We start from the raw sequence: 24,336 nt of genomic DNA on the forward strand, positions 1-24,336 counted from the left end.
CGGGTTGCGTTGTTGGTTCACCTGCGGCGCCTGCATGGTCGTTGCCAGTGAGGGCGGGCCTTACATCCGGAGGTACGAGCCGCCGTTGAAGTCCAGGATCGTGCCGGTTGCGAACTCCGCCTCGGGCGATGCCAGGTACAGGATCGCGGCCGCTACCTCGGACGGGTCGGCCACCCGCTCGAGCGGGCTCTCCAGCCGTCGGCGGTCGTATCCGTCGCCGGCCAGGTTCACCGCGGCCATGTCGGTGACCGTCCACCCCGGCGCGATCGCGGTGACCGCGATCCCCTCCGGCCCCAGCGCCCGCGCCAAGGACTGCGTGAACGACACGATCGCCGCCTTCGAGGCGCCGTACGCCGGCTGGTTCGGCTCACCCCGGAACGCGCCGCGCGACGACACGTTCACGATCCGCCCGCCGCGGGTCATGTGCCGTACGGCGCACCACGTGACGTTGGACGGACCAACGAGATTCACCGCAAGTGTGTCCGCCCACGCCCGCTGCCACTCGGCGTACGTCGTCTCCCGGATCCGGTGCGGGTGATACACGCCGGCGTTGTTCACGAGTACGTCGATGCTGCCCAGCGCGGTCGCGGCCGCCGAGACCATCGCCTCGATCGCGTCCGGATCCGCCAGGTCCGCCTGTACGGCCAGGTGCCCCGACCCGGGCAGCTCCTTCACGAGCTGCGCGGCCGCCTCCCCCGACGAGCTGTAATGCACCGCCACCCGGTCCCCCGCAGCAGCGAAGGCCCGCGCCGCCGCCGCACCGATCCCCCGCGAAGCCCCTGTCACCAGCACTGATCGGTTCATGCGACCGATCCTTTCATTCAAGGGCGCAGCATCAAGGACGGGGCTTCAAGTCCCGCCGGTACGACTTCGACGCTCGCACCCACTGCTTCTTCGCCTCGTTCCGCAGCCGCACGTCCGCGCGCCGAGCCATGTACGCGGCTTCGCGCTGAAGCTTCACCCAGCTCTCGTAGCGCCGGTACGGCAGCCTGCCGTCCTCAAGACCCGCCCGTACCGCGCACCCCGGCTCCGACTCGTGTGAGCAGTCCTTGAACTTGCACTGCTCCGCCAGCTCCGTGATGTCCGGGAACGCCGCGGCCAGGCCCTCTCCGCTCTCCTGCAGGCCGATCCCCCGCAGCCCGGGTGTGTCGATGACGACCCCACCACCCGGCAGCACGATCAGCTCCCGCCGTACCGACGTGTGCCGCCCCTTGCCGTCCTCCCGAATGTCCTGCACGTCCAGCAGTTCCACACCGGCCAGTGCGTTCACCAGCGACGACTTGCCCGCACCGCTGGACCCCAGCAACGCCAGCGTCGCGTCCCCGGCCAGCAGCTCGCGTACGGCGTCCATCCCGGCGCCTGTGCTCGCACTGCACACAAGTACGTCGGCCCCGGGCGCAGCAGCGGCCACGTCCTCGGCCAGCAGGTCCGCGTCGGTGACCAGGTCCGACTTGGTCAGTACGACGACCGGACGCGCACCGCTCTCCCAGGCCAGCGCCATGAAGCGCTCGATCCGGACGATGTTCGGCTCCGGGACCAGGCCGACGACGATCGCGATCACGTCGACGTTCGACGCGAGCACCTGGCCGCGGGACGACCCGCCGACCTCGGCCCGGACGATCGCCGACCGCCGCGGCAGCACCGACTCGACCGTGATCCGGTCGTCCGGCCAGAAACGCAGTACCACCCAGTCACCCGTACACAGGCCGGCCTGGGCGTCCGACGCGATCTCGGCGAGCAGCGCCCCGGACCAGCTGGCCCGGACCGGCCCGTCCTCGGTGAAGACCGTCGCCAGGCCCTTGTCGACCCGGGCGACGCGTCCCGGGACCAGGTCCGCGGGGACAGTTTGCAGGCTTTCGGTCGTGGAGCTGTCGAGTCCCAGGGCCTGGAGTGTGGCTGACATGCGGCGAACCTTTCGAAAGGTCCGGCCGCGGGATTCAGCTCCGCGGACGGACAGTACGGAAGACAACGGGCCGTGCGGCCTGTTCGAAGCTCATGGCGGGTTGCCTCCCTTCGGGTCCTTGCGGTCCAGCCAGGACCGTCTGTCGCGATGCCGTCAGCGTAGGTCGTCGGTCTCCCCGTGCGCACCCGGTTTTCCGACCGGCGCGGCCTTGCGGTCCGGCTCGTCGGGAGCCTTGGGTTTCTTCTTCAGGCCCTTGCGTACGGCGGGACCGAGGTTCCGCGGCTGCTCCGCGAACTCCTCCAGCTTCCGCGCCGCCTCCGCGTGCGCGTCGGACTCCACCGGGGTCAGCGGGTTCGGGTGCTCGTGGTGGTGGTCCGGCTCGGCCTTCATCACCGGCTCGACCTCGTCCTCGTCCGCCGCGGGTTCCGGTGCTTCCTTCTTGACCTCGGTCACGTGCGCCTTGTGCGGCCACAGCCGGTCCACCACCGCGTTCAGCGCCGCGCCGATCAGTACTGCGATCGCGGTCATGTAGAGCCACATCAGTACCGCGATCGGTGCTGCCAGCGGGCCGTAGATCGACGTACCGCCGACCGTGCTCTGCAGGACCCAGCGGAGCACGAAGCTGCCCAGGATCCAGATCGACAGCGCCAGGAACGAGCCCGGCAGGTCCGAGACCCACGGAGTCCGGATCGGGACCGACAGGTGGTACAGGGTGTTCAGGAAGCCCGCGGACAGGATCGTGACCACCGGCCAGTACAGCTGGTTCAGGAAGTCCAGCCGGTGCGGCAGCAGTGAGTCGACCGCGCTCGGGCCGGCCAGCACCAGCGGCAGCACGATCACGCCGATGACCAGCGCGGCGCAGTACAGACTGAAGGACAGCGCGCGGGTCCGGACGATGCCGCGCTTGCCGCCCATCCCGTACATGATCGTGATCGTGTCCACGAACACGTTCAGCGCCCGGCTGCCGGACCACAGCGCCAGCACGAACCCGATCGAGATCACGTCCGGCCGGCCGCCGTTCAGCACCTGGTCCAGGGTCGGCGCGATCACGTTCTTGATCGAGTCGTCGGTGAGCGCCCGGGCGGCCAGGTCGACGATCTGCTGCTTGACGTCGTTGATCGTCTCGATCGCGAACCACTTGCTCGCGATGTACCCGAGCGAGCCGGCCAGCCCGAAGATCAGCGGCGGTAGCGAGAGGATCGCGAAGAACGCCCCCTCGGCCGCGAGACCGGTGACCCGGTACCGCAGACACACCCCGACCGTCTGGGTGAGCAGCTTCCAGGTCGTCGCGGGGACCTTACGAACCCATGCCAATGAGAGGGAGCTCCCACCAGTGGGTCCTGCCCCAGAACGTGCCATACCGCTTACCGTACTGACATGGCGGACCCATTCGCGGTAACGAACCAGGCTCCCCCACTGCGGGGCGTGAACTTCTTCACGCGGGACGCGGCGCTCGGTGACGCTCTGCGCCCGTACGCCGGCCTCACCGGTGATCTGGCAGCCGACCCAGGGCTGACCCGGATCGGCGAGCTGGCCGGCTCCGAGGAGGCCCGCGGGCACGCCCTCCCGGCGAACCAGCACCCGCCGGTGCTGCAGACCCATGACCGGTACGGGAACCGGATCGACGAGGTCGAGTTCCATCCGTCGTGGCACTGGCTGATGGAGCAGGCCGTCGGGTTCGGGCTGCAGGCCGCGCCGTGGACCAGCGACCGACCGTCGCCGCACCTCACCCGGGCGGCCGGCTTCTACGTCTGGTCGCAGGTCGAGCCCGGCCACGGTTGCCCGATCTCGATGACGTACGCCGCGGTTCCGGCGCTCAAGGCGGACGAGCGGCTCGCGAAGGAGTGGATCCCGCAGCTCGCGTCGACGCAGTACGACGTACGCCGGTTGCCGGTCGCGGCGAAGAACGGTGCCCTCGCCGGGATGGGGATGACCGAGAAGCAGGGCGGGTCGGACGTCCGGGCGAACCTGACGACCGCGACCCCCGTCGGGGATGACGGTGAGTACCAGCTCAACGGGCACAAGTGGTTCTGCTCGGCGCCGCAGGCGGACGTGTTCCTGGTACTGGCGCAGGCCCCGGACGGTTTGAGCTGCTTCGTCGTACCGCGAGTGCTTGCCGACGGCAACCGGAACCCGTTCGCGCTGCAGCGGCTGAAGGACAAGCTCGGGAACCGCTCGAACGCGTCCAGCGAGGTCGAGTTCCACGGGACGATCGGGTACCGGCTCGGGGACGAGGGCGCCGGCGTACGGACGATCATCGAGATGGTCGCGGCGACCCGGTTGGACTGCGTCCTCGGCTCCGCGGCACTCCAACGGCGGGCGCTGGTCGAGGCGATCTGGCACACCCGGCACCGCTCGGCGTTCGGCGGTCTGCTCGCCGACAAGCCCGCGATGCAGAACGTGCTCGCCGACCTCGCCCTCGAAAGCGAGGCGGCGACCGCGCTGGGGATGCGACTGGCCGCCGCGGTGGATTCCTCGGACCCGAAGGAGGCAGCCTTCCGCCGGATCGGGCTGCCGCTCGCGAAGTTCTGGGTGTGTAAGCGGACGCCGTTCATGGTCGCGGAGGCGCTCGAGTGCCTCGGCGGCAACGGGTACGTCGAGGAGTCCGGGCTGCCACTGCTCTACCGGGAGTCGCCGCTGAACTCGATCTGGGAAGGGTCCGGCAACGTCAACGCGCTCGACGTACTGCGCGCGCTGAGGCGGCCCGAGTCGCTCGAGGCCTGGCTGCTCGAGGTTGGCGCGGTCCAAGGGGCCGACGATCGGCTCGACGCCGCCGTGCACGACGTACTGCAAGCGCTTGCTGATGTCGCTGACGCCGAAGCCGGAGCACGTCGACTGGCCGCGCGGATGGCGTTGTGCCTGCAGGCGTCACTGCTGATCCGGCACTCGACACCGGCAGTCGCGGACGCCTTCGTCGCGTCCCGGCTGGCGAACGACTGGGGCGGTGTGTTCGGGACCCTTCCACAGAAGACACAGTCGCGGACGACACCGTTCCAGGAGATCGTCGAACGCACGATAGGGTGAGCGGGTCGCGACTGGCGCGCTGAGGTGGAGAACCACCGGGGAGCGAAAACCGTCGGCACCGTGCGCCTGGGTGCCTTCGACCCACTGCAACCGCAGGAGAGACAACGATGCCTGAATCCTCCGACACCGCCGCACCCTTCGACGCCGCCGCCGCGTCGGCCGCGTACAACAACGCGCTGCAGGTGATCGCCGCGGTCGAGCCGACCATCGCCGGCGCGATCCGGTCCGAGCTGGCCGACCAGCGGTCCTCGCTGAAGCTGATCGCCAGCGAGAACTACGCCTCCCCCGCCACGCTGCTCACGATGGGCAACTGGCTGTCGGACAAGTACGCCGAGGGCACCGTCGGGCACCGCTTCTACGCCGGCTGCCAGAACGTCGACACCGTCGAGCGGACCGCCGCCGACCACGCGGAGGCCCTGTTCGGCGCCCCGCACGCGTACGTCCAGCCGCACTCCGGCATCGACGCGAACCTGGTCGCGTTCTGGGCGATCCTGGCCCAGCGGATCGAGTCCCCGGCGCTGGCCGAGGCGGGCGCGAAGCACGTCAACGACCTGTCCGACGAGGACTGGACCAAGCTCCGCAAGGCGCTCGGCGACCAGAAGATGCTCGGCATGTCGCTGGACGCCGGCGGCCACCTGACGCACGGTTTCCGGCCGAACATCTCCGGCAAGATGTTCAACCAGCACTCCTACGGGACGAACCCGGAGACCGGCCTGCTCGACTACGACGAGGTCGCCCGGGCCGCGCGCGAGTTCAAGCCGCTGATCCTGATCGCCGGCTACTCGGCGTATCCGCGCAAGGTGGACTTCGCCAAGATGCGCGAGATCGCCGACGAGGTCGGCGCGACGCTGATGGTCGACATGGCGCACTTCGCCGGCCTGGTCGCGGGCAAGGTGTTCACCGGCGACTTCGACCCGGTGCCGCACGCGCACGTCACCACCACGACCACGCACAAGTCGCTGCGCGGCCCGCGCGGCGGCATGGTGCTCTGCCAGCCGGAGTACGCCGAGTCCGTCGACCGCGGCTGCCCGATGGTGCTCGGCGGTCCGCTCAGCCAGACGATGGCCGCGAAGGCGGTCGCGCTCGCCGAGGCGCGGCAGCCGTCGTTCCAGCAGTACGCGCAGGCCGTCGCGGACAACGCCGTCACGCTCGCCGAGGGCCTGATGAAGCGCGGCGTCAAGCTCGTCACGGACGGAACCGAGAACCACCTCGCCCTGCTCGACGTGTCGGCGTACGGCATCACCGGCCGGCAGGCCGAGTCGGCGCTGCTCGACGCGGGCATCGTCACCAACCGGAACGCCGTACCGCGGGACCCGAACGGCGCCTGGTACACCTCCGGTGTCCGGATCGGTACGCCGGCCCTCACCACCCGCGGGTTCGGCGCCGACGAGTTCGACCGGGTCGCGGAGCTGATCGTCGACGTACTGTCCGCGACGACGCCGACGACCACCTCCGCCGGCGCTCCGTCCAAGGCGAAGTACGTGCTGGCCGACGGCGTCGCCGACAAGACCCGCGCCGCCGCCGCCGAGATCCTCGACAAGCACCCGCTGTACCCGGGCCTCGAGCTCACCTGACCCATCGACAGCGCCCGCTCCCCTCGGAGCGGGCGCTGTTGCTTGTCGTCAGGCGTCCTGCTGGACGCCCGTCAGCGCATCCGGGGAGGCCTTCGCGGCCCGCTTCGGCATCAGCGTCGCGGCGAGGATCGCGCCGGCGACGGCGATGCCGCCGGAAACCCACATCGTGGTGTTGAGGCTGGTGAGGAACGCCTCCCGCACACTGCTCGCCAGCTCCGCCGATCCCGTCTTCGCCGCCACCGCGAGACCACCTGCAAGACTCCGCTGCGCCGCGTCCGCCACCTGCGTAGGCAGACCGGTCGTGTCCACGTTGTGCCGGTACACCGAGTTCAGCACGGTCCCGAGTACGGCGACACCGACCGTCCCGCCGACCTGACGGAACGCCTGCAGCAGCCCCGATCCGGTGCCGGCCCGCTCCGGGTCGAGCACACCGAGCGCCGCGTTCATTGCCTGCGGCATCGAGCACCCGAGCCCGAAGCCGACCACCACGAACCAGATCGCCGTGTACCCGTACCCGGTGCCGCGGCCGGTGAACGCGCCGAGCACGAATCCGCCAGCCATCACCACGAACCCGGTCATCACGACCAGCCGGGTGCCGATCCGCGACTCCACCGGCGCGGCCAGCTTCGCGCCGGCCGTCATCCCGCCGATGAACGGCAGCAGCTTCAGCCCGGTGTGCAACGCGTCGGAGCCGTTGATGCCCTGGAAGTACTGCGGCATCGTGAACAGCAGCCCGAAGATCGCGAACACCGAGACGGTCAGCAGTACGGCGCCGCCGGTGAACACCCGCTCGCGGAACAGCCTCAGCTCGATCAGCGGCTCCGGGTTCCGGCGCTGCCAGAGCAAGAATCCGCCGATCAGTACGACGGCCAGCCCGAGGAACACGATCGTGACCGCGTCGGCCCAGGACGTCTCGCCCGCCTTCGTCACGCCGTACACCAGGGTCGCGAGTCCCGCGCTGGACAGCACGATGCCGAGCCAGTCGATCGCGGGACGCCGCGAGCTCCGGGTCTCCGGCACCAGCAGCGTGACGGCGAGCGCGGCGAGGAACGCGATCGGGACATTCATCAGGAAGATCCACTGCCACCCGGCGTGGTCGAGCAGCAGGCCGCCGACGATCGGGCCGAGCGGCATGCCGATGCTGTTGGCAACGACGAAGAAGCCGATCGCCTTCTTCCGCTCCTCCTCGGTGCGGAACAGGACGGTGATCAGCGAGAGCGCGACCGGGACGATCATCGCGGCACCGATCCCGAGGAACGCCCGGGCGGCGATCAGCTGACCGGCCGAGTCCGAGAGCGCACAGGCCAGCGAGGCGAGCCCGAACAGGGCGAGCGCGATCGCGATGATCCTGCTCCGCCCGTAGCGGTCGCCGAGCAGACCGGCCGGCAGCAGCAGCGCGGCGAGCACCAGATTGTAGCTGTTCGCCATCCACTGCAGCTGGCCGGTGGACGCGTCGAGGTCCTTGGCGAGGGTCGGCAACGCGACGTTGAGCACGGTGGTGTCCAGGCCGAGCACGAGGACGGCGAGACACAGCGCGACGAGTACGCCGAAGCGGCGGGTGCCGGTCAGCGCCGGTGCTGCGGTGGTGGCGTCGGGAGTCATGAAATTCAAGTTATCAGAAGTTTGTGATACTTGCGATAAATCCGATTACTGTACGCTTCAACAGTGGCGGAGGAACCGGGCCGGGAGGCAGTCAGCCAGTTCGTCGAGCGATTCGCGGGCGTGCTGGCGAACAGCGGCGTACCGACGATGTCGGCTCGGGTGATGGGCGCGATGCTGGTCAGCCCGGACGGGGCGATGACCGCGGCCGAGCTCGCCGAGGCGTTGAAGATCAGCCAGCCGGCCGTGTCCGGCGCGGTCCGGCAGCTGCTGCAGGTCTCGTTCATCTCCCGCGAGCGGCTGCCCGGGTCCCGCAAGGACCACTACCGGATCCGGGAGGACGTCTTCGCCGCCATCCTGGAACGCCGCAACCTCGCGCTCAGCGAATGGGAGTCCACCAGCCGCGCCGGCGCCGGCCTGTTTCCGGCCGGCTCCCCCGTCGCCCGCCGCCTCAGCGAGGCCGCCGACTTCTTCGCCTTCATCCACGCCGACATGGACCAGATGATCAAGAACTGGCGCGCGGAGCGGCATCAGTGAATCGCCGCGAGGCCGGTCGTCTGGTCGGTACGGCGTGGCTCGACAGCGACTACCGCGTCGCCTGGGAGACGCGGATCATGCGACGGCGGGTTCCGCTGTACCGCGCCGGGATCGCCGCGCTGCGTGGGCTGAACGCCGTCACGGGCGGCAGGCCCTCGCTGCAGAGAACCCGCTGGGAACGGGTCGGCCCGCACGGCGGGACGTTCGTGATGGACAAGCTCGAGACGATGACCGGGCGGACCGATCATCCGGTGACCTCGCGGGCCGAGCTGCGGGCGCGTACGTCGTTCGCGTCCCGGCTGGCGCGGGCGATCTCGGCGGACGAGTGGCCGCAGATGATGGCGGAGTACGACCGGCGCCGGCGTGGTGAGCGTCCGCAGTACCACTATGTCGGCCATCGGCCGCTGAACACCGCCTCGCACGCGCTGATGGACGAGGCGTGGGTCCGCGGCGAGCTGCCGACGGACGAGTTCCGGGCCTGGAACGTGCTGAAGCACGAGGACGACGGTGCCTTCTACAGCGAGTTCTTCACCCACGGAAATGCGCGCGGCTACCCCGGCGGCGAGACGAACCCCGGCTTCCGGCTCGGGCGGATCAGCTTCGACGTCAGCTGGCGGGACAAGGCCACGCTCGCCCTCGAACACCAGGTGCTCCGTCGCAGCCGGGCGCTGCGAGCAAAGGAACTCCTCAAGTTCCTCCGCACCGAACTCCACGAAGCGATCCACCCACCAGCACCGATCCACATGGCGTCGGCCTCACACCATCAGGACGCATACACGCCCGAGGTCGTCGCTGCCGTCGCAGAATTCGCCAAGCCCAACGACCTACGCTCACCGACCGCCCGCGGCGAAACCGTGCCGAACCGGACGCAGGCATTGTCTGTCGAGGTCGCGAACGCAATGGCCCACGCCCTTCCACCTCCACACACCTCCGCCGCACCCGCTATCCCTCCGCGGCCGCGCCCGGGCCGACGACCCGGCCTACCACGCCAGCCCGAACGCTGAACTGGTGACTGCCATTGACCTCGAACTGCGCGACGAGCTGCTTCGGATGGCCTCCGCGGACCAGGATGCACGGCAGCGTCTGGACGGACATCCACGACTGGTGCACGGCGTACCGGAGCAGGATCTCACGACGGCCGAGCGGCAGACCCTGAAACATCTGCAGATTGTGGACGCCGGCAACACCGCGCGAATGAAGACAATCATCGTGACGTACGGCTGGCCCGGCCATGCCCTGGTCGGCGCCGACGCGCCCACGCGGCCTGGTTGCTGGTCCAGCACGCCGACCGAGACCCAGCCTTCCAGCGCCTCTGCTGTGACCTGTTGAGCGAGTCCGTCAGAGCCGGCGATGGCGATGGCGGTCATGAGGCTTACCTCGCCGATCGGGTGTTGGTGGCCGAGGGACCTGTTGACTGAACTAGATGTGGAGTTTCCGCAGGTCAAGTGACCTTTCTCGGTTCCATCAGTTAGGCGCTCCATGGACGGACCCGACGAGTTGGCGAGAGATCTTGCTTCTTTGCGCGTGCCGTTGGCTGGTGCCCTGAGGGTCACGGACAACGAGTGGGAGCCGTACGAACTGATCGATGTGCGCGGTCTCGTGGAGCCGGGAGTTGCGCTGTTCTTGGTGGATCTGCAGGCGGCTGGGCGTCGGCCGTCGACGCTGCGGTCGTACGGCATGGCTCTGCTCCGATGGTACCGGTTCTTGTGGGCGGTCGATGTTGCATGGGACCGGGCGTCGAGGATTGAGGCCCGGGACTTCAGCAGGTGGATGCAGATCGCGGACAAGCCGTCGCGGGTTCATTGGCGCAACCGCGGCACCGATGCGGTCGACACGACGATCGCCCGGTTAGCAGGGCAGCGCGGGTCGGCCGGTGTTCCGAATCAGGTCACGGGCAAGCCGAAGCTGGGAGCGAAGTATGCGGCGTCGGTCCGCGCACATAGCGAAACGGTGCTGAGGACGTTCTACGACTTTCACCGGGACGTGGGCAGCGGGCCGGTCCTGAATCCGTTCCCGCTGGTGAGAGAGCGCCGAGATCATCGTGCGCATGCGCACCAGAGCTCGATGGAGCCGCGCCGCAACGAGCGGTCTGGGCTCTACCGACCTCGGGTTCCCAAGCGGCTGCCGCGCAGCGTCCCGGACGAGTATTTCGACCGGCTGTTTGCGGCCTTGCCCAGTGACCGGGACCGGGCGCTTGTGGCGTTCTGGGTTTCCACCGGTGCTCGGGCCTCGGAGCTTCTCGGCACGTGCCGAGGCGACGCCGACCCTGGCCAGCAAGTGATCTCCGTGGTGCGCAAGGGTTCCCGCGCGGTCCAACTGCTGCCCGCGTCGTCCGATGCGTTCGTGTGGTTGCGGCTCTACCAACAGCAATTGCACGGGAAGGTCCCGGCCGGGCGGAGCCAGCCGTTGTGGTGGACGCTTCGCCGGCCGCTGCGTCCGTTGACCTACCCTGCCGCGCACCGGATGTTCGAGCGTGCGAATGCGGGGCTTGGGTCGAATTGGACGCTGCATGATCTTCGGCATACTGCGGCCTATCGGATGGCACGTGATCCGGAGGTGCCGCTCACCGACGTGCAGTGGGTCCTCGGACACGCGCATCTGACGACGACCCAGATCTACCTTGCCCCGCATCAGGACGAGGTGATCGGCAGCATGCTCGCCCACCACGCGCGTCAGGCCGGGCGTCGCGCCCAGGTGCCGGTTGCTCCGGTGGCCTCCGGCTACCGGCCGGATGACCTCGACGTGCTTTTCGGGAAGCCGATGTGACCGCGAGGTTGGGTAGCCCCGTGCGGCGTGTGCTCACGGATCCGCCGATCGAAGCGGCCACGATCATCACCGAGCATCCGGTGGACGATCTCCTTCGGCGCTATCCCCCGCGGCGGCCCGTCGATTCGTGGCCACAGACGTATTTCTCGCGCGAGCAGGTGATGGAGTTGCTGCTGCACTCCCGCTATCGCTCGGCTGTCTACGAGACTGAATACGTGCGCCGTCGCGGTCTCAGGTGGGTGCTGAGCTGGCTGGAGACCTTTCCTGGGGAGTCGTGGCAAAGCCGATGGTTGGTCAGTGGCGCCGATGCGGCGGGTTGGGAATGGATCAAGCTCGTCGAGCGGTGGCTGAAACCCGACGCGGCAGTTTCGGCCAATGACCACTTCGCGCTCCTGAGTGGTGTCAACGCCTTGATCTACAGCGAAGTGGTGCGGCCGACCTACCGCTGGTTGCTCGGGCAGCGAGGGCCCACGAAGCTGCTCAAGCGAGTCAAGGCTGTCATCGACCCTGCCGGGTTCAGGCGTCTGCACGAGGTGGCCAGTAGTCTTGAAGGCGTTCACGACAAGCGCCTGCAGGAGGCGCTGAATCGGGTTGCCTGGATCGTGATTCACAAGGGCGGCGGTGTCATGGACGTCACCTTGGGCGACCTGCTAGAGCTGAACGAGGCAGCGAGGGCAAGGAACCGACTGCGGGTGAGGCACCTCAACCTCACCTATCAACTACTGCTCGGTGCAGGTGTCCTGCCCGACGGGCTCCCGCCCAACATCCGACCGCTGATCAGCCGCGGACAGGCCAGCGTCGAAGATATGGTCGACCGCTACGAGGTCGCCTGCCGGTCGGTGCGCGACCTCCTGGTCGCCTACCTCAAGGAACGCCAGCCCTCGGTCGACTACGTCACCTTGGACCGGACCAGCCACGATCTGGTGAAGCTTTTCTGGAAAGATCTGGAGCTTCACAACCCCGGCATCGAGTCCCTGCGCCTGCTGCCCGAAGTCGCAATCTCCTGGAAACAACGGGTGAAGGTCCTGCGGTCCAAGGACGGCACCTCGAAGGGCGAGCGGAAGAATTATCCGGGCGTGCTGCTGCAGGTCCGAGCCTTCTACCTTGACATCGCTCAATGGGCAGCCGAGGAACCGGAACGATGGGCTCACTGGGTGGCGCCCTGTCCCGTCAAGGCGAACGAATGTGCTGTCCGCAAAGCGAAGCTGCACCGCAAATCCCGGATGGACCAACGCACCCGCGACCAACTGCCAGCGCTGCCCTCCCTGGTCGACGCGCTGAACCAGTACCGCCGGCGCTGCGAGCAACTCCTGCAGGCCGCCCGGACCACAGCACCGGGTCAGCCGTTCACCTGCCACGGCGAGCCCTGGACACGTCCGCAGATGCCTTACAACCACACGTCCAAGGTCTACGCCACTGACGACACCGGCCGGCGCCACGACCTGAGTACACGCGAAGACAGGGCGTTCTGGGCCTGGGCGCTGGTCGAGGTCCTGCGACACAGCGGGGCCAGGATCGAGGAAACGCTCGAACTCACCCATCACGCCTTCGTGCAATACACGCTGCCCACGACCGGCGAGATCGTCCCGCTGCTGCAGATCGTTCCGTCGAAGACCGACACCGAGCGGCTAATCCTGGTCTCTCCAGAACTCGGTGAGGTACTTGCCACCGTCATTCGCCGCATCCGCACCGACGGCGCGGCGGTGCCGCTCGTCAGCGCCAGGGATATCCACGAGAAGACCTGGTCCGCGCCAATGCCGTTCCTGTTCCAGCGGCAGTACGCCTCCGAACGCCGGGTGATCAGCTCAGCCTGTGCCCGAGACCTGATCAAGAAGGTCGCGGAGGAAGCCGGATTCGCAGCCTCCTCTGGAGGCGAGGCTGTCACCTTCACCCCGCACGACTTCCGGCGGATGTTCGTCACAGACTTGGTCATGAACGGTCTCCCGCCCCACATTGCCCAGGTCATCTGCGGTCACCAGGACATCAACACGACGATGGGCTACAGGGCTGTCTACCCGCAGGAAGCGATCAGCAACTTCCGCGGCTTCCTCGCCCGACGACGATCGACCCGGCCAGGTGCCGAATACCGCACCCCCACTCCCGAGGAATGGGACGAGTTCCTCGGCCACTTCGAGAAGCGGAAGGTCTCCACGGGATCGTGCGCGCGTGCCTTCGGAACTCCCTGCATCCATGAACACGCCTGCGTCCGTTGCTCGATGCTCCGTCCCGACCCAGCCCAACGCCCCCGCATGACCGAGATCAGAGACAACTTGATCTCACGCATCGCGGAAGCCGAACGCGAGGGATGGCTCGGCGAAGTCGACGGACTGAAGATCAGCCTGGCCGGAGCCGAGGACAAGCTCCAGGAAATGAAACGGCTGGAACAACGCTTCCCGACCATCCACCTCGGCATGCCCGACTTCAGCCGCGTGACCGCCACGACCATCACCCCTGCTCAGACCGGACTGGAGCCACCAGGGCTATTGACCACCAACACTATTGACTGACTGAGTCGGTCAGTTATAGTCGGTTCATGGTTCGGACGATTCCTTCAGACCGGTTCGCGGCGGTGGTTGCTGCGGCGGCGCGGGTGTTCATCACGCATGGCTATCAGCGTGCTCAGGTGCAGGATGTGGCTGACGAACTTGGGCTGGCCAAGGGCACGTTGTATGGCTACGCGCAGGGCAAGGCGGCCCTGTTCGCGGCCGCGGTGCGCTTCGCGGACGGGCATGAACCGCTACCAGTGCCGGCCGATCTCCCGGTACCGGCGCCGGCGGATGGGGAGGTCGCGGCGCTGGTGTCCGACCGCCTGATCCGCGAGGTCGCAGACCTGAGGCTGGCCCGGGCGCTGACCGATCCCCTCCCCGCCGACGCGCCGCCGGCGGACCTCCGGGCGGAGTTCGTCGGCATCGTCACCGACCTGTACGCCCGCCTGGCCCGGCACCGGATCGCCATCAAGCTGATTGACAGGTGCGGCCCGGAGTTGCCCGATCTAGCCGAGGTGTGGTTCGGCACCGGCAGGCGGGCGAACGTCAGTGGCATCGAGGAGTATCTGGCCCGCCGTCAGCAGGCCGGCACCGTCAGTCTGCCCGGGCCGGCGCCGTTGGTGGCCCGCACGATCGTGGAGCTGTGCGCGCTCTGGGCGGTGCACTGCCACTTCGACCCCGCCCCCGGTCCCTCCGGCGCCGTCGCGTCCGTCGTCGTCGACGACGCGGCAGTTGCCTCGATGATCGCCGAAATTGTCGCACGAGCGACCACCCCAACCTTGAAGTGACCGGAGGCCACCCCATGCTGCGACGACGCTCCTGCCCTCTCCCTTGCGCCGACCGGCGACCCTGGCACCACCGCGCCCGCAGTGCCGTGGCAGCGGCGGTCGGGCGATATCTGTCCGGTCAGGCCGCCCGGCCATCTGGCGCGGTCGGCAGGTTGATGGGCCGCAACTGGGTCCGGGAGACCGCCGCGGTCAACGACACAGCCATTGAACTTCTGCGCCTGGTTCCCGGTGAGCGGATCTGTGAGATCGGCTTCGGTCCCGGTCGCACCTTGGAGCGGCTTGCCGCGGGCGGCGCCGAGGTCGTCGGCGTCGATGTCTCCCCGACCATGGTCGACACGGCCAGCCGCCGTAACGCCAAGTCCATCGCCGCTGGCCACATGCGCCTGCACCAAGGCGATGGCATCACGCTGCCCGTAGCCGACGATGGCCTCCACGCGGTCATCGCGGTACACACCATCTACTTCTGGCCTGAGCCCATCACCACACTGGCCGACATCTCCCGAGCGCTTCGCTCAGGTGGCCTACTCGTCCTGGCCTTCCGGGCCGGCGAGCATCCACTACCAGCCCGCTTCGACTCTTCTGTGTACAACGTGCCGACGACTGCCGAGGCCACTGCGTGGCTCCACACGGCAGGTTTCTGTGACATCCGCGTCGATCACCGACCAGACATCGCCCCCACGATCGTGTGGGTCTCTGCAGCAACGCCCTGACCAGCCGCATCGGACTACTGCCGACGGGCCACTCGATCCTTGCTGTCGGCCCTAGTCGCCTGCGATCGCGGTGACGGTGCCTCCGACGATGCTGGTGATGGTGTCTGCTGCCGTGGGCGGTGACGGCTTGCCCGCGTCCAGCCACGCGATCACGGCTTCGACAGCGACGGTCGGTATCAGCTGCGCGGCCCACTGCAGCCGGTTCTCGTCATGGATCACTTCCCTTAGGTACGGCTCGGCGGTCGCGGTCATCGCTGCACGGAGCTCATCGGCGTGGCGGCGGAAGTCGGGCTCTTGGGCCGACTGGCGGAAGAAGAGCTTGAACCCGTCGGGGTTGTCCTGAGCGACCGCGATGAGTGCCTGAAGGCTGGACTCGGTGAGGTGGTTGGGATGTCCCGTGGCCTCGCGCAGCTGGTCGCTGACTTCGTCGAGGACCGCCTTGTACAGCTCGGTCTTGGAGTCGAAGTGCCGGTAGATCAGCACTCTGCTGACGCCGGCCCTCGGTGGCGACGTCCTCGAGGTTCGTCGCCGCGTAGCCGCTGCGGGCAAAAGCCCGGGCAGCGGCAGCGATCAGGGCCTGGCGCCGCTCGGGGCGCTTCATCAGCTTGCCTTCAGTCGGCGCAGCCACGACTCTCCTCAAGTGTTTACATCCGTGTTGACACTTGCTTGTTAACACCTCATGGTAGTGCCATGCCAGCACAGATGTCGCACCCGCTGTTCGCCCGTGTGTACGCCCGCCTCAGACCGGTGATGGATCGCCAAGGTGTGGCCGAGCATCGCGGCCGCCTGCTCACGGGCTTGGCCGGCCGTGTCCTCGAGGTCGGGTGTGGTGACGGCGGGAACTTCGCTCACTACCCGGCCGAAGTCACTGAGGTCATTGGCGTCGAGCCCGAGCCCTACCTGCGCACCAAAGCGGCAGAGCGCTCGCGTGAGGTCGACGTGCCGGTCACCGTGGTCGACGGGCCGGCGGAACAACTGCCGGTCGACGACGGCTCGTTCGACGCCGTCGTGGTCTCGCTGGTGTTGTGCTCGGTGGCCGATCCGGGCCAAGCGCTGAAGGAGGCCTACCGGGTACTGCGCCCTGGTGGCGAGCTGCGGTTCTATGAGCATGTCGCCGCACCGGCTGGTGGCCGCCTGGCGAGGGTCCAGTGGGCCGCGGACGCGACGTTGTGGCCTGTGTTGATGGGCGGCTGTCACGTGGCCCGCGACGCGGCGGCGGCGATCAGCGCCGCTGGGTTCGTCATCGAGGAGATCGACCGTTTCGACTTTCCACCCGGTCAGCCGTCGCCTGCCTCGCCGCACATCCTCGGTCGCGCGACTCGCCCCCAGACCAACGGGACGGCGTCATGAATGGCGCTGGCATCGAGGTCCGTGGCCTGGCGAAGTCGTTCGGCACGGTGCGGGCGGTCGACGATCTGAGTTTCGAGGTTGCTCCCGGGACGGTCACGGGGTTCCTCGGGCCGAACGGCGCCGGGAAGACGACCACCGTTCGCTAGCGGAACAGACTCCCTACTTGACCTAGAGTGATCAACAGGGAGGTAGTTCCGTGACGGGTATGACGTTTACGCGCAAGGTTTGGTCCGACAAAATAGCCCTGCTAATGGCCGGTACTGGGGTTGGCGCGCTGAGTTATGGCCGTGCGAGCAAGGATAAGAAGAAAGAAAAGTACTCGGTCGGTACTCAGTTGAACATGAATGACGAGAACATTAACCGGCATTCGTGGAAGAAAGTAGCTGAGTTCAGCGATAACGATGTATCCGCCTCGCGGCACGCACCGGAGGCGAAGCGGAAGCGGAAAGACTTTGAGCGTCTTATCCTTGCAATCAAGTCGGGCAAGGGTGACGTATTGGTCCTGACGGATATGTCTCGGTCACAGCGGATGCTTGCCGTATACGCCATGTTGCGTGATCTCTGTTACGACAATGGATTGTTCTTCTGGCTGGTAGAGGGAAACCTGTATGACCTTCGGGTGACGGCGGACCGGGCGTCTTTGGGTCAGCAGGCTTTGAATGCTGAAACTCAGGTGGACACGATCCATGACAATACGTCGCGTGGTTTGAAAGGCCAGATTGACGCTGGTCGCCCGCATGGTCACGTTCCTTACGGCTATGAGCGTTTCAAGAATCAGAAGACAGGTGCTTTCGAGCGCCAGGATTTCGACCAGACTTCGTATGTCGTGAAAAAGGAAGACGGCACCGAAGAGACTTACACGCCGTATAGCATCGTGCGGGAAATTTTCTGGCATGCGCGACGCCTTGTGACCGAAACGGCTATCGCGAACCTGTTCAACGCTCGCGGCATTCCGTCGCCTAGTGGCAAGTTGTGGTCACGGCAGACAATCAGGAGCATTGCGACGAATCCGGTCTATGTCGGCAAGCGTGCACATTTCCGCGAGGCTGTGACCGATGGCCAGTGGAAAGGGATTGTTACACCGAAGGTTTTCCACAATGTGCAGGCAATTATCAGTAGGGCAGTGGAGTCCGGGCCGCACGCACCGGCCTTTCTCCCGGGTCTGGTTGCTGTCGTATGCGTCGAACTGCGGCGAGTGCGGTTCGTGGATGCACAGCAAGCACAAGCAGGACAGGAAGAAACGGAAGTCTGTCGTGTACTCGTGCGCCGATAGTGCTTGCGCTTCGGTGGATATCTCGAAGTTCGACAGCTATGTAGAGGCGTCGCTTGTTTCGTGGCTTTCACGGCGTGACATCTACGAAAAGATGGTCTCGCTGACCAGCAAGCATGATTCGGATATCACCATCTATGAGACTGCGATTGCGGAAGCACGCGCGCAGATTCGCGAGATCCCGGCTTTGTGCAAGGCGGGCAAGTTGAGTATTGCTCTGGCTGGTGAGATTGAATCGCAGATGAATGCCAAGATCGGCGAGGCGCAAGACGCGATCCGCGCGGTTGCCGTTCCGGATATTCTGATGGATTTGATCGGGCCGGACGCTGCCGAGCAGTGGGCTTCCATTGCTGATATCGAACTGCGGCGGCAGATTATCAAGTTGGTTTGCGCGCCCCGTCTGCGGTCGGCGAACAAGAATCCCCGTATGCCGTTGGCTGACCGTGTGTCGTTCGGTGGCCTGATGGGAGACCTTGCCGCCTGAGAACCCCGTTGCCTGCCTGTAAACGCGAGAGGCGACCGGCCGGACCTATTCGGGTATGGCCGGTCGCCTTTTGCTATGCCTGCCTGTCTAGGTCGTCGCCGAAACCGAGGACCAGTGCGAGGGTTTCTATCGCGTCGTCGTCGGGGAGTGGCATTGCGGAGACTCGCGCAACAATTGCGGGATCGGTTGGTTTGTAGGGTTTGTTCTTCCAGTAGTCACTGAGTGGCAGTTTCAGCATTTGCCCGCCAATGTTTGCGGGTTTTTGCTGTTGTGGTTCTGTTTTCTCCTTTCTCGCCTTTGCGGCGTTGGGTTGGCGTGGCGTGGTGGGCGCTGTGAACCCCCTTCCCAGGGTGGCCGGACCGGGCCTTGATCAGGTCCGGTCCGGCCACCCTTGAATTGGTGACGTTTTGTGACTGTGCGGGAAGTGTCTCCGAAGTGTCCACGGTGCCCGGATGTGTGCCTCAACGTGCGGGCGCGCGTGAGATTCCGGGACTTTGAGACAGTCCGTGGACAGTTACGGTGAGTGATCTTGTGGCCGGTTGGCGGGGTCTCCGCCGGTGTCTCCTTCCGGGGTCGGGCCGGTGCTGTCGGCGGGCCGGTCGGCAGGGGTCGCCTGCCGGGGGCCTGACGGCTCGCCAGCGGCCATAGCTGGGGCTCGCGATGGTGGTATCGGCCTGACCGGCTTTCAGGCGCTTGTAGACCCACGCTCGGCCCTTGCCGGTCGCGTCCTGCAAGACGCCTGCGGTGACCCCCTCCGGTGGGGCGTCTCGCAGGGTCGCCCAGAGCGCCATTTCCGGGCCTGACACGGTCGCGGGTGCCCCGATGGTCTCCGGACCCCCTGACAGGCGCTGAGAACGGCTCTCAGGGCGTCCGGTGCCTGCTGTGTCGGCAAGCTGGTCGGCTGCTGAGCCGGGACGGGCGTAGGTGGTCGCGGTCTCGGTCACGTCGGCATCGGTGATCAGATACGCGCGTCCACGGCGGGGTGTGTCCATTCCCGGACCGGACACAAAGAATTTCCCCGGTCCGTCGAACTTCGTTGCATCCCAACCCGCCGAGAGTTTCCCGACACCCAAGATCAGGTCGACGTCGGGACGCTCATTCACCCGCAGACAGAACCTGATATTCATTTGGGACCGCAGCGCCGACGATTCACCCATCGCCTTTTGAGTCGGCCGCTGAGTAGCGATCAACAGGACTACCGCAACAGCACGGCCACGCCGGGAGATTGAATCCGCCAATCGTTGGGCTTTCTTCGACAGTTCCGCGTATTCATCGATGATGATAAACAGTTGCGGTGCATCGAATTTCGGATACCACTCACGCCGGCCTCGGCCCATTAGAAATTCCGCGCGTTTCTCCAATTCATCTACACCGGCTTGTAGTAGCCGTTCGGCGGAATCGTTATCGGTGGCCAGAATTTGCAGGACGCTCGACCAGGGCGCTAGCTCCATTCCCTTTTTCAGGTCGATGCCCCAGGCAATGGCATCGCCGCATTCTGCGATCCGTGCCAGGATCACGTTCAGCAGCCCGGATTTGCCGGAGTCGGTAGCGCCACCGATCAGGACATGCTTTCGCAGCAGCGGAACCGTGATCGGTGCGCCGTCTTCGAATACCCCGACCGTGACCGGCTGAGTGATCGACGCGCGGGATTTCCCGACGACTGGCACGGCGCGTGGTTCCCACACAATGGGTTGTGCGTGGGGGTCGGTCTCGACTAGTCGCAATGTGAATTGCGATGCGTCGTCGGTGACCGGTTCGGCGCGTGTTCCACCGATCCGGGCACCCAATGCCGATTCCAATTCGGGTAGCGCCTTGACTACGTCCGAATAGGTTTGGCCGCGCCGGAGTTTGATTCTCGCGGTCCAACCCCATTTGTCCATTACCGCTGACACCATCCGTGCGCCGGTCAGTCCGGCCGCGTCGGCAGTGTCGGGGAAATGGTCCCGAATGATCCGGACCCGGGTAAGGCGTCGCCTGTCTTCCCGCCACAACCACGGCACCGCGAAAACCCCGGTACCGATGATGGCAAAGGATTCCATCGGGCCAGCGGTCGCGCCGTGAATCGTCGCAGCGGTCAGCCACTGCGTCACAAACGCGATGAATCCCGCTCCCCACACACGGACACGCCACCTCTCCAATAGCGGGAAGCGTGCCAGCACCTTTGCCGGACGGACTGCCAGCACCACAATTCCGGCGATACCGGCCAGCACGATCAACGGCCACCAATTCGGGTGGACCTTGTGCAGCCACGAACCGGCCAGCAAACAACCGGCCAGCCAATACAACGGGGCGAGCTCGGCCCGGTAGCGCCACAGCAACCGGCCGACATGCCCGATCAGATAGAACGGCTCACTACCCGATCCGTAATGAACCGGCACTATCCACAAATCATCTCTCCGGCCATAGCGGCCGGGGCGGCCCCGTCGGTGAGACGGGACCGCGCCACGACGACGCATCAAAGAGATTCACCTCCCCAAAACCGCAGGGGAAGAACTTCCGCCAATGGGTGGAACGGCGGAGGCGCTGCAAGCGCATCCGTCACGTAAAGCCACGGCGAATCCAGCGCCCATACCGAAGCCGTGCTCGGCTCGTTTTCGACCGCTGCCAGCAGACCGGCGCGGCAGGAAGCTTCAAGGATTTGATAGCGGGACCGAAGCCGTTTGATCTCGCGGACCAAGTCGGGCACATCGGCCGAAGAAATAATGAATGCATCAACCCCGGCATCGCGAGGGAGATTCATCGGGGGCACGCGCAAAGTCGCCTCAAATCGGGCGCGGGCTCCGTCTACTTGCTCAAGAGACATACTGCGTGAATACGGAACGTTCAGGACAAATCACCACCAATTATTCAGGAAGCACAACGGATAGGTTTCAGTCATGCGGTTACTCCTCTCAACTCGACTACATGGATAGTTCGGGGAATGGTCGGGCCAATACTCCTCCCCAAGAAAGTGGCCCGACCGTGTCAGCTACTCAAGCCGCCTTAGTGCCTACTTCTCACTTGGCACCCAGGAACTCCGACAGGAACTGCCGGATATACGGCGCGAACTCGCTAGACGCCAGGAAGAACCCGAACAACACACAAATCACAGCCTGAATCAACGTCAGGCTTGTGTATCGGATCAACACAAAGACGCCAACAGCAAACGTCAGCAGCAGCGACACCGAAATAATCAGTACTCATCACCCCCTCTCGATCTCCTCGAATATGAGAGAGAGGGCGACCCCGTTGACTGCCGGTCGTGAGGCTTACCGGCAACCGTTGGCACGGTCATTCCGCACGAAGCGGTAACGCCGTACACACTTCTCACAGCCAGCTCGGCCCTTGGCTTTCCGCGCACCACACGCGCAGCGAGTCGAGAACCACACACGCTGACTAAAACGCAAGTAACCACCTCCTCAAAGAGTCATTCGGTGGGGACCAGTTCCCCTTGACACCACCCAGTCCAGCACACCTGAGCAGACCGCGTCAGACACCCTGTGGATAACCTCCACCTGACGCCTTGGATGCTCTGGGCAACCACCTCCAATCTGCTGAACGGGGGAGCCATCCTTGCCCCAAGCAACGGAATAAATCAAGACCAACCAGTCTCGGTTGCAGGAAGTTGCAATTCCCGTACACCTGCCTGTCAACCCCTTAACGCTTGAATGCCATAGCCATCTGCACCCGCGCTTGCACGTGCATCTGCACGGCCATTGCCCGGAGCAACAAGTAACCCGCGACCGCCACGGAGTACCTACCTCTCGGGGGAAAGGTAGGTACTCCGTGAGTTGCGGTCACGGGTTACGAGATCAGGTGTTGCTATTCAGTTAGGCAATCCCCCGCTCGCTGTGAAGTGCCATACGCAGGGGTCAGGCGCGAGCGGAGGATTGCGTCTTGGAAACGGCGGGGCGGGCGTGGCTCTCTTTCCCGTCGGGCGGAATGGTCACACCACACCGCGCCCCGCCGAAGTCAGGGTGACCGGGTAACAATCGGGAAGGCTCGCCCCTTCCCCTTGCACACCAACCACCCTGACGGGTCTATTCGACGTGTCCGGCAATCAACACCTCTACGCCGTAGCTATGGAAGGCTTTCAGTACGTCCAGCGGGTTATCTCCGAGTCCCGCTAGGTGATGCACGCCAGGCATGATAAGGACGTTTCCCGTAGACGCTTGGAACTTCGCATTCATAGCCGCAAAAGCGTTCGGCACCGTCTCCGGTTTCTCCTCAAAAATCTCGTTTACCACTAGCCCCCGCGACCTAGCGAAGCTAATCAGTCCGTCGCGAGCACGGCGCATTTCCGTTGCGCTCATCAGCGGAAATTCGCGTATGTAAACAGCGACGAACGGCTCTTTCTTTTCCACTATCTCCATGATTTCCCCGTGAACTAGCTTCATTCGCCTACCCCGATGCATTCGCGTCGATTCAGGATCGGCCAACCTTTGCTGTCGCGCTCCGGTTGCTTCGGTTGCTTGAGAGACGACGCCGAGATATCCGGCCCGTCATCGATCCACTCAATTTCTGTTGCGCCATCGTGGCCATGAGCGGCAATCAAGTCCAAGATGCCCGACCAAACCGAGGTGGCGGAGGGATGGCCTGGCCAGTGCAAAGCCACTGCGCCCGATGACCACAATGTCCCCTCCGCAACTAAGCCGGTTCCTGAGACGCCCGAAATGTCTTTATGCCGGACCAGCAGGAAACGGCGCGGCAGGCTCCGGGCCGGACTCGATGAGTGCGCCCACTTCCTGACTGCCGGTCAACATCACCACTCCACACCGCGAGACATCCAAGACCTCCTATGTGTGGCTGTTCGGCGGATGCCCCGTCCGACTCACCGGCCCGACAGGGGTATTGCTCAATCACCGTGACAGTCAGTGAGGCCGCTTGACACCTGTGTGATGGGGGGAGTCTGGACGGGCTCGTGGGCAGGTGTCGCTGCAGTTGCCCATCCAGATGGGTAGAGTGGAGGAATCAGGCATAGAAGCGTGAAAGGTCAACAAAGTCATGGGAATCTCGACATCATCGGATGTGTCAGCCCAAAGTCCGCAGAAGCGCGGTAGGGAATTAGCTTCACAGGGAAAGAAGCTTTGGGCGCAGATGGGTTCTGTAAAGGCTGCGGCCACGGAGCTGATGTCGCGATACCCTGAGGTTCCGAGTCTTCAGGCTTTCAGGTACGCCGCAGGTCTATCTCAAGATCATGCGGCCGCGCGCTATAACGAAGTCACCGGGAATCAAACTTCCCTAGGTGGCACGACAATCAATGCCTGGGAATCATGGGCGAGAGTGCGTGGCAATGGGTCGCCGCCGTCGATTTCTAGCCTGTTGATCTTGTGTTCTGCTTATGGCAGGGGTCCGATGGGTATCTCGGATGAGGAAATCACTCCCGCAGATCTTATCGCGGAGGTTAGTCGTACGAAGGTAGGGATTGAGGATCAATTGGTTGAAGCTTTACAAGCGACTGACCTAGGCAGTCAGGGTGGCCAATCCACCTTGAGAAGAAAGTTCGCGGTATTGAGGCCCCAAGCGCGTACGATAGATCATTATGCGAGGTCGGCAGGATTTCATCATCTCGGCTCCAGGTCGGAGAGGGAATCTGAAATCAACTATTCGTGCCGAAACTCGACGGGAGGACGTTGGACTCAGTGGACAACCTGTGGTATGGCGTTAGTAGAAGTCTATGCAGCAGATCAGAATCTCGGAAGCGTTAGACGTGGGGACGCTAAATGTTGGCGGTACAATGAGGCCGGAAGTATGGTAGTATTGATCGTCACGGTTTACGCGGTGCCCTATTGGGTACTCGCGGTGCAATACAGTCGCGAGGGATAGAGCTTGACAAGTTTTAATCTTTTCCAGAGACGGAGGATGC

22 protein-coding genes, 1 pseudogene and 1 riboswitch are annotated in these 24,336 nt (G+C 65.3%); of the genes and pseudogenes, 13 read left to right on the forward strand and 10 right to left on the reverse strand.

Annotated elements, in window-relative coordinates; translation table 11 throughout:
• Nucleotides 1-60: 60 nt before the first annotated feature.
• The 3 genes from JOF29_RS21170 to JOF29_RS21180 form a co-directional block, all read right to left on the reverse strand.
• Nucleotides 61-804: an SDR family NAD(P)-dependent oxidoreductase gene (locus JOF29_RS21170; RefSeq protein WP_209695869.1), complete on the reverse strand. Its 744-nt coding sequence runs from the start codon at nucleotides 802-804 to the stop codon at nucleotides 61-63.
• 31 nt (nucleotides 805-835) lie between these two features.
• Nucleotides 836-1,903 carry a ribosome small subunit-dependent GTPase A gene (rsgA, locus tag JOF29_RS21175; RefSeq protein WP_209695870.1) on the reverse strand — a complete coding sequence of 356 codons (1,068 nt, stop codon included), beginning with the start codon at nucleotides 1,901-1,903 and terminating at the stop codon, nucleotides 836-838.
• 153 nt (nucleotides 1,904-2,056) lie between these two features.
• Nucleotides 2,057-3,217 (reverse strand): YihY/virulence factor BrkB family protein, encoded by a 1,161-nt coding sequence (locus tag JOF29_RS21180; protein ID WP_245357694.1) that lies wholly within the window; start codon nucleotides 3,215-3,217, stop codon nucleotides 2,057-2,059.
• Between the two features lie 63 nt (nucleotides 3,218-3,280).
• Between JOF29_RS21180 and JOF29_RS21185 the strand changes: the two genes are divergently transcribed.
• Entirely contained in the window at nucleotides 3,281-4,927 is a 1,647-nt protein-coding gene (locus JOF29_RS21185; protein ID WP_209695872.1) for an acyl-CoA dehydrogenase family protein, read from the forward strand.
• Nucleotides 4,927-5,006, forward strand: a riboswitch (ZMP/ZTP riboswitch). Its footprint overlaps the gene before it by 1 nt.
• 28 nt (nucleotides 5,007-5,034) lie before the next feature.
• Nucleotides 5,035-6,501 carry a glycine hydroxymethyltransferase gene (locus JOF29_RS21190; RefSeq protein ID WP_209695873.1) on the forward strand — a complete coding sequence of 489 codons (1,467 nt, stop codon included), beginning with the start codon at nucleotides 5,035-5,037 and terminating at the stop codon, nucleotides 6,499-6,501.
• Between the two features lie 48 nt (nucleotides 6,502-6,549).
• On the opposite strand, the gene JOF29_RS21195 is transcribed toward JOF29_RS21190, so the two are convergent.
• Entirely contained in the window at nucleotides 6,550-8,103 is a 1,554-nt protein-coding gene (locus JOF29_RS21195; RefSeq protein WP_209695874.1) for a DHA2 family efflux MFS transporter permease subunit, read from the reverse strand.
• Between the two features lie 63 nt (nucleotides 8,104-8,166).
• On the opposite strand from JOF29_RS21195, the gene JOF29_RS21200 reads away from it, so the two are divergent.
• The 7 genes from JOF29_RS21200 (at nucleotide 8,167) to JOF29_RS21230 (ending at nucleotide 15,387) form a co-directional block, all read left to right on the forward strand.
• Nucleotides 8,167-8,637 (forward strand): GbsR/MarR family transcriptional regulator, encoded by a 471-nt coding sequence (locus JOF29_RS21200; protein ID WP_209695875.1) that lies wholly within the window; start codon nucleotides 8,167-8,169, stop codon nucleotides 8,635-8,637.
• On the forward strand, nucleotides 8,634-9,641 hold the full coding sequence (locus JOF29_RS21205) for a hypothetical protein (RefSeq protein ID WP_209695876.1): 1,008 nt from the start codon (nucleotides 8,634-8,636) through the stop codon (nucleotides 9,639-9,641). The genes JOF29_RS21200 and JOF29_RS21205 overlap by 4 nt, the downstream gene beginning before the upstream one ends.
• 4 nt (nucleotides 9,642-9,645) lie before the next feature.
• The gene (locus tag JOF29_RS21210; RefSeq protein ID WP_209695877.1) at nucleotides 9,646-9,966 is read left to right on the forward strand and encodes a hypothetical protein; all 321 of its coding nucleotides are present in this window, start codon (nucleotides 9,646-9,648) and stop codon (nucleotides 9,964-9,966) included.
• A 150-nt stretch (nucleotides 9,967-10,116) separates the two neighbouring features.
• The gene (locus JOF29_RS21215; RefSeq protein WP_209695878.1) at nucleotides 10,117-11,403 is read left to right on the forward strand and encodes a tyrosine-type recombinase/integrase; all 1,287 of its coding nucleotides are present in this window, start codon (nucleotides 10,117-10,119) and stop codon (nucleotides 11,401-11,403) included.
• 20 nt (nucleotides 11,404-11,423) lie between these two features.
• Nucleotides 11,424-13,910 carry a tyrosine-type recombinase/integrase gene (locus JOF29_RS45445; protein WP_209695879.1) on the forward strand — a complete coding sequence of 829 codons (2,487 nt, stop codon included), beginning with the start codon at nucleotides 11,424-11,426 and terminating at the stop codon, nucleotides 13,908-13,910.
• A 26-nt stretch (nucleotides 13,911-13,936) separates the two neighbouring features.
• On the forward strand, nucleotides 13,937-14,677 hold the full coding sequence (locus JOF29_RS21225; protein WP_209695880.1) for a TetR/AcrR family transcriptional regulator: 741 nt from the start codon (nucleotides 13,937-13,939) through the stop codon (nucleotides 14,675-14,677).
• Between the two features lie 86 nt (nucleotides 14,678-14,763).
• Nucleotides 14,764-15,387, forward strand: coding sequence for a class I SAM-dependent methyltransferase (locus JOF29_RS21230; RefSeq protein ID WP_307863531.1), 624 nt, complete (start codon nucleotides 14,764-14,766; stop codon nucleotides 15,385-15,387).
• Nucleotides 15,388-15,438: 51 nt separating this feature from the next.
• Here JOF29_RS21230 and JOF29_RS21235 read toward each other — a convergent pair whose 3' ends face one another.
• Nucleotides 15,439-15,936 carry a TetR/AcrR family transcriptional regulator gene (locus tag JOF29_RS21235; RefSeq protein WP_372446322.1) on the reverse strand — a complete coding sequence of 166 codons (498 nt, stop codon included), beginning with the start codon at nucleotides 15,934-15,936 and terminating at the stop codon, nucleotides 15,439-15,441.
• 141 nt (nucleotides 15,937-16,077) lie between these two features.
• Between JOF29_RS21235 and JOF29_RS21240 the strand changes: the two genes are divergently transcribed.
• The 4 genes and pseudogenes from JOF29_RS21240 to JOF29_RS21255 all read left to right on the forward strand — a co-directional run bounded on the left by JOF29_RS21240 (nucleotide 16,078) and on the right by JOF29_RS21255 (nucleotide 18,491).
• A complete protein-coding gene (locus JOF29_RS21240) occupies nucleotides 16,078-16,737 on the forward strand; it encodes a class I SAM-dependent methyltransferase (protein ID WP_209695883.1) in 660 nt (219 codons plus the stop codon).
• Nucleotides 16,734-16,880: pseudogene (locus tag JOF29_RS21245) on the forward strand (ATP-binding cassette domain-containing protein); the annotation flags it as partial. The gene JOF29_RS21240 and the pseudogene JOF29_RS21245, both read left to right, overlap by 4 nt.
• Before the next feature lie 62 nt (nucleotides 16,881-16,942).
• The gene (locus JOF29_RS21250) at nucleotides 16,943-18,010 is read left to right on the forward strand and encodes a recombinase family protein (RefSeq protein ID WP_245359293.1); all 1,068 of its coding nucleotides are present in this window, start codon (nucleotides 16,943-16,945) and stop codon (nucleotides 18,008-18,010) included.
• A gap of 13 nt (nucleotides 18,011-18,023) precedes the next feature.
• Nucleotides 18,024-18,491 carry a hypothetical protein gene (locus JOF29_RS21255; RefSeq protein WP_209695886.1) on the forward strand — a complete coding sequence of 156 codons (468 nt, stop codon included), beginning with the start codon at nucleotides 18,024-18,026 and terminating at the stop codon, nucleotides 18,489-18,491.
• A gap of 461 nt (nucleotides 18,492-18,952) precedes the next feature.
• Here the strand turns inward: JOF29_RS21255 and JOF29_RS21260 are convergent, their stop codons facing one another.
• The 5 genes from JOF29_RS21260 to JOF29_RS46320 form a co-directional block, all read right to left on the reverse strand.
• Nucleotides 18,953-20,869, reverse strand: coding sequence for an FtsK/SpoIIIE domain-containing protein (locus JOF29_RS21260; protein WP_209695887.1), 1,917 nt, complete (start codon nucleotides 20,867-20,869; stop codon nucleotides 18,953-18,955).
• A 77-nt stretch (nucleotides 20,870-20,946) separates the two neighbouring features.
• Nucleotides 20,947-21,231 carry a hypothetical protein gene (locus JOF29_RS21265; protein ID WP_209695888.1) on the reverse strand — a complete coding sequence of 95 codons (285 nt, stop codon included), beginning with the start codon at nucleotides 21,229-21,231 and terminating at the stop codon, nucleotides 20,947-20,949.
• 256 nt (nucleotides 21,232-21,487) lie between these two features.
• The gene (locus JOF29_RS21270) at nucleotides 21,488-21,655 is read right to left on the reverse strand and encodes a hypothetical protein (protein WP_209695889.1); all 168 of its coding nucleotides are present in this window, start codon (nucleotides 21,653-21,655) and stop codon (nucleotides 21,488-21,490) included.
• An 855-nt stretch (nucleotides 21,656-22,510) separates the two neighbouring features.
• On the reverse strand, nucleotides 22,511-22,867 hold the full coding sequence (locus tag JOF29_RS21275; protein WP_209695890.1) for a hypothetical protein: 357 nt from the start codon (nucleotides 22,865-22,867) through the stop codon (nucleotides 22,511-22,513).
• Nucleotides 22,864-23,181 (reverse strand): hypothetical protein, encoded by a 318-nt coding sequence (locus JOF29_RS46320; protein WP_504739547.1) that lies wholly within the window; start codon nucleotides 23,179-23,181, stop codon nucleotides 22,864-22,866. The genes JOF29_RS21275 and JOF29_RS46320 overlap by 4 nt, the downstream gene beginning before the upstream one ends.
• Nucleotides 23,182-24,336 lie beyond the last annotated feature (1,155 nt).

The sequence above is a fragment of the Kribbella aluminosa genome, from assembly GCF_017876295.1.
Taxonomy (GTDB): Bacteria; Actinomycetota; Actinomycetes; order Propionibacteriales; family Kribbellaceae; genus Kribbella; species Kribbella aluminosa.